Source organism: Actinospica sp., from assembly GCF_035552695.1.
Classification (GTDB): Bacteria; Actinomycetota; Actinomycetes; order Streptomycetales; family Catenulisporaceae; genus Actinospica.
Genome location: NZ_DASZKT010000044.1, coordinates 1 through 14,382 on the forward strand (window position 1 = coordinate 1; position 14,382 = coordinate 14,382).

The 14,382-nt window shown below is 69.6% G+C and carries 12 protein-coding genes; 7 read left to right on the top strand and 5 right to left on the bottom strand.

Going from position 1 to position 14,382, the window contains the following annotated elements:
* From VG296_RS07170 to VG296_RS07185, 4 genes are all read left to right on the top strand, one after another.
* On the top strand, positions 1-2,575 hold a 2,575-nt coding region (locus tag VG296_RS07170; RefSeq protein WP_325564367.1), incomplete at its 5' end, for a 4'-phosphopantetheinyl transferase superfamily protein.
* A 3-nt stretch (positions 2,576-2,578) separates the two neighbouring features.
* Positions 2,579-2,893, top strand: a complete 315-nt coding sequence (locus VG296_RS07175) for an acyl carrier protein (protein WP_325564369.1) — start codon at positions 2,579-2,581, stop codon at positions 2,891-2,893.
* 5 nt (positions 2,894-2,898) lie between these two features.
* A complete protein-coding gene (locus tag VG296_RS07180) occupies positions 2,899-3,702 on the top strand; it encodes an alpha/beta hydrolase (RefSeq protein ID WP_325564371.1) in 804 nt (267 codons plus the stop codon).
* 45 nt (positions 3,703-3,747) lie between these two features.
* On the top strand, positions 3,748-4,950 hold the full coding sequence (locus tag VG296_RS07185) for a glycosyltransferase (protein ID WP_325564372.1): 1,203 nt from the start codon (positions 3,748-3,750) through the stop codon (positions 4,948-4,950).
* Here VG296_RS07185 and VG296_RS07190 read toward each other — a convergent pair.
* The 4 genes from VG296_RS07190 to VG296_RS07205 form a co-directional block, all read right to left on the bottom strand.
* The gene (locus tag VG296_RS07190) at positions 4,934-5,065 is read right to left on the bottom strand and encodes a hypothetical protein (protein WP_325564374.1); all 132 of its coding nucleotides are present in this window, start codon (positions 5,063-5,065) and stop codon (positions 4,934-4,936) included. The two genes, VG296_RS07185 and VG296_RS07190, sit on opposite strands and share 17 nt — an antisense overlap.
* 59 nt (positions 5,066-5,124) lie before the next feature.
* Positions 5,125-6,837: a glycerol-3-phosphate dehydrogenase/oxidase gene (locus VG296_RS07195; protein ID WP_325564376.1), complete on the bottom strand. Its 1,713-nt coding sequence runs from the start codon at positions 6,835-6,837 to the stop codon at positions 5,125-5,127.
* Positions 6,838-6,931: 94 nt separating this feature from the next.
* Positions 6,932-8,452, bottom strand: coding sequence for a glycerol kinase GlpK (gene glpK, locus VG296_RS07200; protein ID WP_325564378.1), 1,521 nt, complete (start codon positions 8,450-8,452; stop codon positions 6,932-6,934).
* Between the two features lie 58 nt (positions 8,453-8,510).
* Positions 8,511-9,353 carry an MIP/aquaporin family protein gene (locus VG296_RS07205; protein ID WP_325564380.1) on the bottom strand — a complete coding sequence of 281 codons (843 nt, stop codon included), beginning with the start codon at positions 9,351-9,353 and terminating at the stop codon, positions 8,511-8,513.
* A gap of 279 nt (positions 9,354-9,632) precedes the next feature.
* Between VG296_RS07205 and VG296_RS07210 the strand changes: the two genes are divergently transcribed.
* The 3 genes from VG296_RS07210 to VG296_RS07220 all read left to right on the top strand — a co-directional run bounded on the left by VG296_RS07210 (position 9,633) and on the right by VG296_RS07220 (position 13,384).
* Positions 9,633-10,400, top strand: a complete 768-nt coding sequence (locus tag VG296_RS07210; protein WP_325564382.1) for an IclR family transcriptional regulator — start codon at positions 9,633-9,635, stop codon at positions 10,398-10,400.
* 76 nt (positions 10,401-10,476) lie between these two features.
* Entirely contained in the window at positions 10,477-11,994 is a 1,518-nt protein-coding gene (gene glpK, locus VG296_RS07215; protein ID WP_325564384.1) for a glycerol kinase GlpK, read from the top strand.
* Between the two features lie 286 nt (positions 11,995-12,280).
* Complete coding sequence (locus VG296_RS07220; RefSeq protein WP_325564386.1) at positions 12,281-13,384, top strand: patatin-like phospholipase family protein; 1,104 nt, start codon at positions 12,281-12,283, stop codon at positions 13,382-13,384.
* A 49-nt stretch (positions 13,385-13,433) separates the two neighbouring features.
* On the opposite strand, the gene VG296_RS07225 is transcribed toward VG296_RS07220, so the two are convergent.
* Positions 13,434-14,231: a hypothetical protein gene (locus VG296_RS07225; RefSeq protein ID WP_325564388.1), complete on the bottom strand. Its 798-nt coding sequence runs from the start codon at positions 14,229-14,231 to the stop codon at positions 13,434-13,436.
* Between the last annotated feature and the right edge of the window lie 151 nt (positions 14,232-14,382).

Below are 14,382 nucleotides of genomic sequence, written 5' to 3' on the forward strand. Positions count from 1 at the left end.
GGTCGACCGGTTCATCGCCGAGTTCGACCCCGACTCGCTGCGCGTGCCAGGCCTCGTATTCGGTGCCGTCGGCGCGGGTGCGGAGCGCGTGTCGTCGGTGCTCGGCGAGGAGTTCCCCGACGTCGTCCTCTCGCACGACAATGCGCCGAATCAGTGCATTGTCTGCGGCCCGGAAGAGCAGATCGACCTGCTGATGAAGCGGCTGCGCAAGCAGAACGTGCTGTGCCAGGCGCTGCCGTTCCGCTCGGGCTTCCACACGCCGATGCTCGAACCCTACCTCGGCCCGATCCTTGAGTGGGCCGACCGCTTCGAGTTGCACGAGCCGAGCGTTCCGGTCTGGTCGGCAACGATTGCCGCGCCCTTCCCGGAGGACGCCGCGCAGGTCCGCGAGCTGTTCGTGCGGCACCTCGTCGAGCCGGTGCGGTTCCGGCAGATGATCGAGGCCATGTACGAGGCCGGATATCGAGTCTTCCTGCAGACCGGCACCGGCGCGCTGGCAACGGTGATCAGCGACGTGCTCGCCGGCCGCGACCACCTGTCCATCCCGGCCAACGCCCCGCAGCGCAGCGGGCTTGAGCAGTTGCGCCGCGTGGCCGCCGCGCTGTGGGTCGAGGGCATGGAGCCGGCCGAGCTCGGCGGAGCCGCGGCCGCAGCCGTCACCTCGCAGCCGCGGTCGAGCCGTCGTGTCCGCCGCACGCCGAGGAAGCTCGCGCTCGGCAGCCCGCTCGTCTCGCTGGGTGACCGGGCTCCCCGGCTGTCCGCGGTGCCGCCGAGTGCGACCGGCGAGCTGGCCGCCCTCGACGCCTTCGCCCCAGCTCAGCCCGTGGCCGCCGAACTGGCCGCGCTGCTCCGCGAGACCGCCGAGTCCGCGACCGCCGTCCTCGCGGCCCGAGGCCGGCAGCCTGTCGCGGCGCCCGCCGCGCCCGTCCGCGCCGGGGAGGAAACAGGCCACACCGCCGTCCGCGTCGACATAGACGAGATGCCCTACCTGATCGACCACTGCTTCTTCGCCCAGCGCGCCGGCTGGCCGGACATCTCAGACCTCTTCCCGGTCGTCCCGGCGACGACCGTCGTCCAGCACATGATGGACGCCGCCGAGTCGCGCGGGTCCGGCCAGCGTGCCATCGCCGTGCACGGAGCGCGCTTCGACCGCTGGAGCGCCGTCCTCCCGGCCCACACCGTGGAGATCACCACCGCCGCCGAGCCCGGTGAGCCCGGACGGATCAAGGTCGCCTTCGGCTCCTACGCCCGCTCGACGATCGAACTGGCGCCCGCGTATCCGGCCCCGCCTGCTCCGTGGCCGGTGGATACGGCGTCCGAGCGCGCCGCGTCCATCACCGCCGAGGTCCTCTACGCGGACCGTTGGATGTTCCACGGCCCGGGCTTTCGGGGCATCACGGAACTGACGGCTCTCGGCGCGAAGCACGTGCGCGCCGTGATCACCGCGCCCGCGGCACCGGGAGCGCTGCTCGACAACGTCGGCCAGCTCCTCGGCTACTGGATCATGGCAAACCACGAATACCGGAACTGGATCTTCCCGGTGGGCGCGCAGCGGATCGCGTTCCACGGCGCGCCGCCGACCCCCGGAACCAAGCTCCAGTGCCATGTCAGGATCCAGATCATCGACGACGTGCAGCTCGTGGCCGACGCACAACTCGTCATCGGCGGCCGGGTGTGGGCAGAGTTCACCGGCTGGGCCAACCGTCGCTTCGGCAGCCACCCCGACACCTGGGACTTCGAACGCACCCCCGGCGCCGCCGCGCTGTCGCACGCGCGGCCCGGCGGCTGGGTCGCAGTGTTCGATCGTTGGAGCGACCCGGCATCACGTGACCTGCGGATGCGCAGCTACCTGAGCGCGGCCGAGCGCGCGGAGTACGAATCACATCCTTTGCGGCAGCGCGCGCAGTGGCTGCTCGGCCGGATGGCGGCCAAGGACGCCGTGCGACGACAGCTCTGGGACAACGACCACAGTGTGACAGGACGCGTATTCACCGGGCAGATCCGCGTGCGCAACGCGGAGAGCGGACGCCCCTACGTCGAGGGCCTGCACGGCACCGAACTCCCGCCGCACGACGTATCCCTGGCCCACTCAGGCGAAGTCGGCGTCGCGCTGGCCCGGCCCGCGGACGGCGCCGGCGTGGGCGCTGGCAGCGGGATTGGTCTCGGCATCGACGTCGAGCAGGTCATGCCACGCGACAAGGCCACCTACGACTTCGCATTCACCGACCCGGAGCAGGACCTGCTACGAAGGCTCGTCGCCGCCGATTCAACGCCGCGAGACGAGGCGGAGGCAGTGTGGTTCACCCGCTTCTGGGTCGCCAAAGAGTCCGCGGCCAAGGCCGAGGGCACCGGTTTCCGGGGCAACCCCAAGGCATTCGTCGTCATCGACGCAACCTCAGCCGCGTCGTCGGACACCGCGGAACTCACCGTCGAGTCCCGGCGCCTCTCGGACACACCGACCCGCCACCGCGTACGCACCGCAGCGCTCGCCAACCCGGACGATCTGCCCGCGCGCCGGTACGAGGTCGGATGGACCGAAGGCGCGCACACCCGCACCCAGCACGAGGAGAACTGACCTATGACCGAGACCACCACGGACGCCACACTCGCCGAGACCGTTCTCCGCGAGATCGACACGATGCTGCGGTCCATCCTCGATCAATACGGGCTCGATGACGCCGAGATCACCCTGGACACGACGTTCCACGACGACCTCGAACTCGAGTCCATCGACCTCGTCACCCTCGGCGGAAAACTCGAGGCGCGCTACGGCAGCAAGGTGAACTTCGCCGAGTTCATCGCGGAGCTCGAGCTCGACGAAATCATCGCCCTGACCGTCGGCAAGCTGGTCGAGTACGTGGTCGCCGCCCTGAACAGCGAGCAGGAGGACTGATCCGGATGCCTTCCGTCATCGCCAACGGCTTAGAGCAGCACTACGAGCTCGCCCCGCCGACCAACGGCGACCCGAACGCCCCGACCATCGTGTGCGTGCACGGCATGCTGGTCGACAGCCTCGCCAGCTACTACTTCACGATGGCGAAGCCGCTGCGCGACGCCGGGTACCGGGTCCTGATGTACGACCTGCGCGGACACGGCCACAGCGACCGGCCGACGAGCGGATACACCGTGGACGCCTTCGTCGACGACCTCGCCGCGCTGCTCGACGCCCTCGATATCGCAGAACCCGTATACCTGATCGGCAATTCCTTCGGCGGCACGATCGTCTACGGCTTCGCCGAGCGCCACCCCGACCGCGTCGCCGGATTCTCCACGATCGAATCCGAGCCGGCCACCGCCGAGTGGTCGGAGAAGATGGTCGGGAACCTGCACCGCGCGGTCACCGGACTCGGCCGCGTGGACGCGACCGCCTGGATCATCGCGCGCTACGGCACCAACCTGGCGCGGCGGGCCAGACGGGCGAAGAAGATGCTCGACGCGACCACCTTCCAGCGCGACATCCCGGCGAGCCGCGTGCTGGAGACCGAGCAGCTCTCTGAGATCACCTGCCCGGTGCTGGCGATATACGGCGCCGAGTGCGACCTGGCCGTGCAGGCGCCGACGCTGGAGAAGCACATGCCGCGCTACAGCAGCGTCGTGCTCCCGGGCCTCGACCACTCCGTGCTGGTCGACGCGCCGAGCACGGTGCTCGACCTGCTGATCGGCTGGCTCGCCGAGCACCGCCTCGGCGGGGTGGCAGCGTGAGCGAGGCGGCGGCGCGAGGGGCAGCGGAATGAGCGAGGTGGCGGCGTGAGCAGATTCCTGTTCGTCGTCCCACCCCTGATCGGCCACGTCAATCCGACCGTCGGCCTCGGCGCCCGCCTCGCCGAGCAGGGGCACGAGGTCGCCTGGGCCGGACACGCCGAGTTGATCGAGCGCCTCGCCGGACCACGGGCCACGGTGTTCGCGTGCGCGGTGCCCGGAACCGGCGACGGCGCCGTGGCAGGCCGAGCCGCCGAACTGCGAGGCCCGGCGGCGCTGAAGTTCCTCTGGGAGTCCTTCCTCATCCCGCTCGCCGAGGCGATGATTCCCGGCGTGGACGCGGCCGTGCACGAGTTCCAGCCGGACGCGCTCGTCGTCGACCAGCAAACCGTCGCGGGCTCGGTCGTGGCCGAACGCCTCGGCATCCCGTGGGCGACGTCCGCGACCGCCGCCGCCGAACTCGCCGACCCGCTCGGCGGCATGCCGAAGGTCGCGGCCTGGCTGCGCGAAATGCTACTCGGCCTCGAGATAAAGTACGGCGACCCGAACGCGGCGGAGTCGGGCCGGTATCAGCGCACGTACGGTGATCTGCGCTTCTCACCGCACCTGGTCATCGCCTACAGCACCGAGGAACTGTCCGGCCGCCACCCCGAGCTCGCGGACACTCTGCGCTACGTCGGACCGTCCATCGCCGAGCGTCCGGCAGACCCCGAATTCCCCTGGCACGCGCTGCCGGAGCGCGGCGAGAAGCCGATCGTGCTGATCTCCGTCGGCACGGCCAACGTCGACGCCGGCGGCGACTTCCTGCGCAGCTGCGCCGAGGCCGTCGCCGCGCGCCCTGACATCTTCGCCGTCATCGCCGACCCGTCCGGGGCCGTCGCCGAACCCTCCGCCAACGTGCTCACCTCGGTACACGTTCCCCAGCTCGAACTACTGCCACGAGTCAGTGCTGTGGTCTGCCACTCTGGCCAGAACACCGTGTGCGAAGCGCTGTACCACGGCATCCCGCTCGTGCTCGCGCCGATCCGCGACGACCAGCCGATCGTCGCCCAGCAAGCCGTCGACGCGGGCGTGGCCGAACGCATCCGTTTCGGCCGCGCCCGCGCCGAGCAGATCGGCACCGCGCTCGACAGGATCCTGACACAACCCGGCTACCGCGCCGCCGCCGAACGCGTCGCCGCCTCGTTCAAGGCCGCCGGGGGAGCGGACGCCGCGGCCCGCCATCTCGTCGAGCTCAGTACGTCTCGATGACCTCCACCTGACTCTCGATCTGACAGCTCGCCGGCAGCGACGGCGGCTGGTTGTTCTCCGAGTCCATGCTGCCGAGCGCGGCGTTGCATGCGCTGTTGGCATATGCGCGGTTCACGCAAAGGCCGGCCCGCAGAGGTGACGTACCACCTCGACGGGCCGGCCGACTCTCCGGCGCTACGCCAGCGGAGCGATCGCGTCGGAAAGGTCTTCGGCGGCGAGGCGGGCCTCGTCCGCGGTGAGGTCGTCGGGCTGCGAGTTGGCGTCGAGTTCGGCCTTCACACGCTCGAGGTACCGGTCGAGCTCGGACTCCGTGGTCGCGGCGTCCCAGCCGAGGACGGGCGCGACCAGGGTCGCGGCGTCGCGAGCCGCGGCGACGCCGCGGTCCCGCTGCTCGATGGAGGCGCGGGTGCGGCGGGTGAGGATGTCGTCGAGGTGCAGCGCGCCCTCGTGCGACGCGGCGTAGACCGCCTCGACTCTCAGGTAGTCGCCCGCGCCGCCGAGCGGCTTCGCCAGGTCCGGGTCGGCGTCGATGAGCTCGAACAGCTCGTCGATGCACGAACCGTACCTACGCAGCAGGTGCTCGATGCGGTGCTGGCCCAGACCGTACTTCTTCGCGAGCCGCGCACGCTCGTTCCACAGCGCCGCGTAGCCGTCCGCGCCGAGCAGGCCGACGTTCTCGGTGACCGACTCGGGCACGTGGGTGCCGAGGTTCTTGGCCGCCGAGTCGATGACGTCCTTCGCCATCACGCGGTACGTCGTGTACTTGCCGCCGGCGATCACGAACAGGCCGGGGGCGGGCTCGGTCACCACGTGCTCGCGGGACAGCTTCGTCGTCTGCACGTTCTCGCCCGCGGACACCAGCGGCCTGAGGCCCGCGTATACGCCCTCGATGTCGTCGTGCGTGAGCGGGTTGGCCAGCAGCGCGTTCGCGTGCTTGAGCAGATATTCGATGTCTGCCGCACTCGCCGCCGGGTGCCTGCGGTCCAGGCTCCAGTCGGTGTCCGTGGTGCCGACGATCCAGTGGTTGCCCCACGGGATGATGAACAGCACGCTCTTCTCAGTACGCGAAATCAGGCCCGTGTCCAGGTCGATCCGGTTGCGCGGAACGACGATGTGCACGCCCTTCGAGGCACGCACCTTCACGCCGCCGTGCGCGTTCGCCAGCTCGTGCAGGTCGTCGGTCCACACGCCGGTGGCGGCGATCACGCGCTTCGCCCGGACCCTGATCTCGCGGTCGTTCTCCAGGTCGCGAACCACCGCGCCGGTCACCCGCTCGCCCTCGCGCAGGAAGCCGGTCACCCGGCTACGCGTCGCCACGGCCGCGCCGTACTGAGCAGCGGTGCGCGCGAGCGTCATCACGTAGCGCGCGTCGTCGACCTGGGCGTCGTAGTACTGGATCGCGCCGATCAGCGCGTCCTGCTTGAGGCCGGGCGCCTTGCGCAGCGCAGCCTTCTTCGACAGGTGCTTGTGCATCGGCAGCGCCCGGGCGCCGCCCATCGTGTCGTACAGCAGCACGCCGGCGCCGATGTACGCGCGTTCCCACACGCGGTGCTGCAACGGCAGCAGGAACGGCACCGGATTCACCAGATGCGGCGCGATTTGTCGCAGCAGCACGCCGCGCTCCTTGAGCGCCTCGCGGACCAATCCGAAGTCCAGCTGCTCCAGGTAGCGCAGCCCTCCGTGGATCAGCTTGCTGGAACGGCTGGACGTGCCGGCCGCCCAGTCGCGCGCCTCGACCACGGCGACCGAAAGGCCGCGGGTGACCGCGTCCAGCGCTGCGCCGGCGCCGGTCACGCCGCCGCCCACGATCAGGACGTCGAACTCTTCCTCGGCCATCCTGCCGAGCGCGGCGAGCCGGTACTGCGCGCCGAGGGGGACGGATTTCACGATGCCCTCCAGCCTCTTCCTTCTTCGCGAACATCCACGGGTGAGCAGCTCCGGCCGGGCCCCGCGGGGTGCGGGAGCCCGGCCCGAGCGGTTATCAGTCCTCGAACTCGACCCAGTTCAGGGTGCGGTCCACGGCCTTCTTCCAGTTGCGGTAGCCCTTGGCCCGGGAGGCCTCGTCCTGCTCGGGCTGCCAGCGCTTGTCCTCGTTCCAGTTGCTGACCAGTTCGTCGGTGGACTTCCAGAAGCCCACCGCCAGGCCCGCGGCGTACGCGGCACCGAGCGCGGTGGTCTCGGCGACGACCGGCTTGGAGACCGGCACGCCGAGCACGTCCGCCTGGATCTGCATGGCCAGGTTGTTCGCCGTGATGCCGCCGTCCACCCGCAGCACGTCCAGGTGCACGCCCGAGTCCTGCTCCATCGCCTCGACCACGTCGCGGGTCTGGTAGCTGATCGACTCGAGGGTCGCCCTGGCCAGGTGCGCGTTGGTGTTGTAGCGGGACAGGCCGACGATCGCGCCGCGCGCGTCCGAGCGCCAGTACGGGGCGAACAGGCCGGAGAACGCCGGGACGAAGTAGACCCCGCCGTTGTCCTCGACCTGCCGCGCCAGCGACTCGCTCTCCGCCGCGCCCGAGATGATGCCGAGCTGGTCGCGCAGCCACTGCACCGCCGAGCCGGTCACCGCGATCGAGCCCTCCAGCGCGTAGACCGGGGCGTCGTCGCCGAACTTGTAGCAGACCGTGGTCAGCAGGCCGTTCTCCGAGTGCACGATCTCGGTGCCGGTGTTCAGCAGCAGGAAGTTGCCGGTGCCGTAGGTGTTCTTGGCCGTGCCGGGGGTGAAGCAGACCTGGCCGACGGTCGCCGCCTGCTGGTCGCCGAGGTCGCCGGTGAGCGGGATCTCGCCGTGGAACGGGCCGTCGGCGCGGGTCTTGCCGTAGCCCGCCGGGTCCGAGGAGGGCTTGATCGTCGGGAGCATCGCCCGCGGCACGCCGAAGAAGCCGAGCAGCTCGTCGTCCCAGTCGAGGGTCTCGAGGTTCATCAGCATGGTGCGGCTGGCGTTCGTCGGGTCGGTGACGTGCACGCCGCCGTCCACCCCGCCGGTGAGGTTCCACAGCAGCCAGGAGTCGGTGTTGCCGAAGACGGCGTGCCCGGCCTCGGCGTCCGCGCGCAGGCCCTCGACGTTCTCCAGCAGCCACTGGATCTTGCCGCCGGAGAAGTACGTCGCCGGGGGCAGGCCCGCCTTGCGCCGGATCACCTGGCCGCGCTCGTCCTTGTCCAGGGCGGCGGCGATCCGGTCGGTGCGGGTGTCCTGCCAGACGATCGCGTTGTAGTACGGGCGGCCGGTGCGCTTGTCCCACACCACGGCGGTCTCACGCTGGTTGGTGATGCCCACCGCGGCCAGATCGGCCGCCGTGATGCCGGCGGTGCGCATCGCGGTCTCGATGACCGAGCGGGTGCGCTCCCAGATCTCGGTGGGGTCGTGCTCGACCCAGCCGGCCTGGGGCAGGATCTGGGTGTGCTCCAGCTGGTGCCGGGCCACCTCGTTGCCGCCGTGGTCGAAGATCATGAAGCGGGTGCTGGTCGTGCCCTGGTCGACTGCGCCTACGAAGTCTGCCATCGCGCGTGCCTCTCAACTCTCGCAATGCTCTGGTGAAGACGGGGGAAGGATGCCGCACTCAGCGGTCGGCGGCGGACTCGAGCGTCGGCTCGGCGGACGGGGTGCCGGCCAGTTCGGGCTCGACGGCGGGCAGGAAGCGTCCGACCAGCACCTTGTAGAGCCACGCACCGAGCACGGCGCCGATCAGCGGCGCCACTATGGGCACCCAGAAGTAGAGGTCTCCGTATTGATCACGGAAGGCTGAGCCGTAGCCGGTGAAGTAGGACGCGAGCCGCGGGCCGAAGTCACGGGCCGGGTTGATCGCGTAGCCGGCGTCGGTGCCCCAGGCCATGCCGATCGCCACGACGATGAAGCCGACGACGACGGGGGCGAGATTTCCGATCGGCGCGGTGTTGCGCGAGTCGGTCACCGCGTAGACCAGGAAGAGCAGCAGCGCGGTGCCGATGATCTGGTCGCGGAAGGCGCCCCACTCGCTCACTCCGGCGGTGAGGCTGCCGTTGCCCGGCAGGGTGGAGAAGATGCCCTGGCTCTTGACCGTGTGGCCCGGGTCGAAGCGCGCGATGACCTCGGTGTAGTTCCAGCGCACGACCAGCGCGGCGGCGAACGCGCCCGCGGTCTGGGCCAGCGAGTAGGGCAGCACCTTGCGCCAGGGGAAGCCGCTGAAGACCGCGTTGGCGAAGGTCACGGCTGGGTTCAGATGCCCGCCGGTGACCTTGCCGGCCACGTAGATGCCCAGGATCACGCCGAAGCCCCAGGCCCAGGCGATGCTGTCGTGGCTGCCGATGCCCCCCGCCACCACCTGGGCGACCACGCCGACGCCGATGGCGATCAGGATGAAGGTGCCGGCGAACTCGGCCGCCAGCTCTCCCAAGAGCCCGTGGGCCTTGAGTCTTGCCACCATGTCTCCTCCTCGAGACGAGTGGGTGGAACAGGCGCCTGAGTCCGCGGGAACGCGGGGCGCCGACGGTTTCCAAGGTTCCTCTTCGGAAACATTCAGTCAACGAACGCCATTCGACAATGTCGAACACTGGCCGGATCGGTTGCCCTGGTCTACCATCACGGGCCATGTCCGGACGAGAAGGCGGCGCGGCCCACTCCCAACACTGGGGCCTGTTCTCGTCCACGCAAGCCCGGCCATTCGACATAGTCGAACGCACGTCGGCCAGCTACCATCGGTCGCATGCCCGGACCCGTCCAGTCGATCGAACGCGCCGCGGCGATCCTGCGCCTGCTCGCACGCGGTTCGGGACGCCTCGGAGTGGGGGAGATCTCCACCTCGCTGGGCCTGGCCAAGGGCACGACGCACGGCATCCTGAAGACGCTTCAGGACGTCGGATTCGTCGAGCAGGACAAGGCCAGCGGCAAGTACCAGCTCGGTGCCACGCTGCTCCATCTGGGCACCAGCTACCTCGACGTCAACGAGCTGCGCTCGCGGGCGATCAACTGGGCCGACGCGCTCGCCTCGCGCAGCGGGGAGGCGGTGCGGATCGGCACCCCGCTGGACGGCAAGGTGCTGGTCGTGCACCACGTCTTCCGTCCGGACGACTCGCTGCAGACCCTCGACACCGGCACCCTGCTGCCGGTGCACGCCACCGCGCTCGGCAAGATCCTGCTCGCCTACGACTCGGGCGTGGCGGCCGAGGTGGCCGGCGCGCAGCTGGACCAGTACACCCGGCGCACGCTGGTCACCCCGGCCGCGCTGCGCAAGGCGGTCGCCGAGGTGCGCGAGCTGGGCTGGGCCGCGGAGGCCGAGGAGTACACCACCGGTCAGGCCTCGATCGCCGCACCCATCCGCGGGTACGGTGGCTACGTGGTCGGCGCGATCAGCATCGGCGGGTCGGTGGACCGGCTCTTCCCCGCCTCTGGCCGCGTGGACCAGAGCCAGGTGACGTTCGTGCAGAACGCCGCGCGGGCCATCTCCCGCGATCTCGGCGCCGGCCGCTGGTGACCACCGAGACCGGGAACGGCGCTGGTCCCCGGCAGCTCCCGCACTCCGCCGCAACGACGCTGCGAAAGGCTTCCAGATGGTCGCGCGCTACGTAATGTCCGTTGATCAGGGCACGACATCCACCCGTTGCATCCTGTTCGACCAGGGCGGGCGCATGGTCTCGGTGACGCAGCGGGAGCACCGGCAGCGCTACCCGAAGCCCGGCTGGGTCGAGCACGACGCAACCGAGATCTGGCGGAACCTGGAGCACATGGCCCCGGAGGCGCTGGCCCGCGCCGGCGTGGACGCGAGCCAGGTCGTCGCGCTCGGCATCGCGAACCAGCGTGAGACGACCGTGCTCTGGGACCGGCACACCGGTAACCCGGTCGGCCGCGCCGTGGTCTGGCAGGACACCCGCACCGACGAAGTGGTCGAGGCCTTCGCGAGCCGGCCCGGCGCGGAGATCGTCCTCGAGCGTTCCGGGCTCCCGCTGGCCAGCTACTTCTCCGCGCCCCGGCTGCGCTGGCTGCTCGACCACACCCCGGGCCTGCACGAACGGGCCGAGCGCGGCGACGTGCTGTTCGGCACGATGGAGAGCTGGCTGGTGTGGAACCTCACCGGCGGCGTGAACGGCGGAGTGCACGTGACGGACGTGACCAACGCCAGCCGCACGCTGCTGATGAACATCGAGACGCTGCAGTGGGACAAGGACCTGATGGCGTTCTTCGACATTCCGGCCGCGATGCTCCCGGAGATCCGTTCGAACGCGGAACTCTACGGCACGGCGACCAAGGCGGTCCCGGGCGTGCGGATCAGCGCGGCGCTCGGTGACCAGCAGGCTGCGCTGTTCGGCCAGACCTGTTTCGCTCAAGGCGAGGCCAAGTGCACGTACGGCACCGGCAGCTTCCTGCTGCTCAACACGGGTACCGTGCCGGTCCGCTCCAGCCACGGCCTGCTGACGACCGTCGGTTACCGGATCGGCGACGAACCGGCCGTCTACGCACTCGAAGGTTCGATCGCCGTGACCGGCTCGCTGGTCCAGTGGTTCCGCGACAGCCTCGGGTTGATTTCGACGGCCCCCGAGATCGAGACCCTCGCCCGCACGGTCGAGGACAACGGCGGCTGCTACATCGTCCCCGCGTTCTCCGGCCTGTTCGCCCCGCACTGGCGCGCCGACGCCCGCGGCATCATCGTCGGCCTGACCTCGTACATCACCAAGGGCCACCTCGCCAGAGCGGTGCTTGAGGCGACCGGCTGGCAGACCCGCGAGGTGGTCGACGCGATGAACGCCGACTCAGGGCTGGAACTCAGTACCCTGAAGGTGGATGGCGGAATGACCGCCGACAATCTGCTGATGCAGTTCATCGCCGACGTCCTCCCGGCCCCCGTGGTAAGGCCCATGGTCGCCGAGACCGTCTCACTCGGCGCCGCCTACGCAGCGGGCCTTGCCGTCGGCTACTGGCCCGACCTCGAAGGCCTCCGCCGCAACTGGCACCGCGCCGCCCAATGGCTGCCCACCATGGACGCCGACCGCCGCGAGAGCGAATACGCCAACTGGAAGCGCGCGGTAGAGCGGACGTTCGGCTGGGTCCGGTCGACGCACACGGGGGCGTAGGAGCTGAGGTTCACGAAGTCGCCGCTTTGCGACTGTGGTGATGAGGCGCGCCTCGGTTTCGCTCGGTTCGAGGCGTTGGCGTTCGTGCGGTCCGTGTTCGGCCGCTACCTACGGTCCGATGCTCCGCTGCGCTCCGCATCGGGCCTACGTTCGGGCCGATTACCTACTACCTATCCCGCCCACCCGCCCCAGCCTCCGGCCCTACGCTACGCGGCCGCCCACGTCGCTTCGCTCCTCCGGGCGGCCACTACGCTCCGGGCCTACGGCGACACGCACGGCTTGGGTGGTGGCCGATGTGGCGTCGGCGGATTGCGGTTTGCGGCGCATCACAGATGAGGGTGGAGCGGTCGGCGGCGCGGTCGACAGCGACATCGAGGACATCGACCGATCCGCGGTCGTCAGGCAGCATCGCCGCCGCATGCGGCACGCCGTCGATCCGTCGATATTCCGTTGCTGTCGGTGTTGTGGTTGCGTAGAGTGCCCGCTCGTGAGCGAGCGGGCGTTGGTTCTTGGTGGTGGTGGAGCGGCGGGCAATGCGTGGCTGATCGGCGTCGTCGCCGGCCTGTGTGATGCCGGGTTGGAAGTGACCGAGGCCGATCTGATTATCGGGACGTCGGCCGGGTCGACGGCTGCGGCCCAGATCAGCGGCGCGGCCAAACCGGCGGAACTGTTTGCCGGCATCCTTGCCGCTGCGCCGCAGCCGCACCCGCAGCCGCGGGCTCGTCCGGTCGGATCAGGCGGTGGGCGTGGCCCGAATGTGCCGGTGACGGACCATCTGGAGAAGACGAGCCGAATCATCGCGGCCGCGGAGGATGCGGCCGACATGCGCCGCAGATTGGGTGCGGCGGCGCTGGAAATGGATGCGGTGTTGGGCACCGCTGGGCAAACGCAGCGGCGCGCTGTCGTCGCCGCTCGGCTGACCGATCGGCACTGGCCGCAGCGGCCGATGCGCATCGTCGCCGTTGATGCCCACACCGGCGAGCCGGTCGTGTTCGACCGCGACAGCGGAGTCGACCTGGTGGACGCCGTCACCGCCAGCACTGCCGGGCCCGGCGCCCCTGCCCACGGCATCGGCGACAATCGTTACATCGACGGCGGCTACCGATCCAACGAGAATGTCGATCTGGCAGCCGGATACGAGCGTGTGCTGGTGCTGTCACCGCTCGGCGGCAGAACACGGATGCCGCTCGAGTGGGGCATGCATCTTGCGGCACAGGCCGACGAATTACGCGCACGCGGAAGCAAAGTTGAAACCATCCTCCCGGATAGCGAATCCCGCAATGCATTCGGCAGCAATCTGATGGATCTGTCGACGCGTACGCCTGCCGCCCGAGCCGGTTACAACCAAGGCAGAGCCCTTGCCGAGCAGCTGACCGAATTCTGGCGCTGACGTCTGCGAAACCAGTCGAATCGATAAGCGTGATGAAAGCTGCTCAGGGTCACACCCTTTTCACGCGACCTCGACGTGGGAACGTGAGGTCTAGGATGTCTTCGACCTGTTCATCCAGGCAGCGCACCCGGTATGCGACGGCTGGCAAGCCGGCGGCTCGAGCCAACTGGAACACCTCGTCCGGTGAGAAGGGGAGGTTCTCGACGATGGCGAGGCGCAATCCCTGATTGTCCAGCAGGAGTAGAACGCGTTCGCGGAAGATGCGGGTGTGGTACTGCGGGCTGAGTGGCACGACCGCTTCGAACCAGACCAGTTCGGCTACGCTCTTCTTCGCTCGACGGTCGCGCGTGGGCTGGTCGGGTGTGGCGATCGGGATCCGGTGTACGGTCCAGTCCTGCGAATCGCCGAGTTCGAGGTCGCGGCGGTCGAGGCGCACCCAGGAGCCGAATGTCTTGCCGGGTGGCCCGTGGCGCAGCAGCTTCCGGGAGCCGGATATCTTCGTCTTTCCAGGCACGTAGTCGCCGAGCGATCTGGGCCGGCCCGAGGCGCCGCGCTCCGGGTCGAAGCCCTCCAACGCCCCCGATACGGCGTCGGCCTCGTCGATCTGGCCGCCGGGCGCACCCTCGGCCCTGCTCGGGCCGTTCTGCCATCGCGCGTGCTGAGCAGCGGCTCGCCCCAGTAGTTCGATCAGTTCCCTGGCGCGCTCGGATCGCCGCGCCTGCATCGGACGCATCGGCCCGAGCATACGAAGCGCCACCTCCAGCCATTCTGGCTGACGGGCCTCGATGAGGCTCCCGCGCTCACGGCCGCGCTTTCCGCCGTCGTAGGCGCCGATGGCAGCATTCATTTGACGAGTCTCGCCCCTTGCCCTGGGCATCAGCACCCTCCCCTCAAGCGCTCCGTCCCGGTCCCGCAAGCCGCTGTCAACGACCTGAGTGAAGGCGCGTGAAGTCGACGATACAGACAGTGCCGCTCGGGCGCGGAATATCGGGATATGT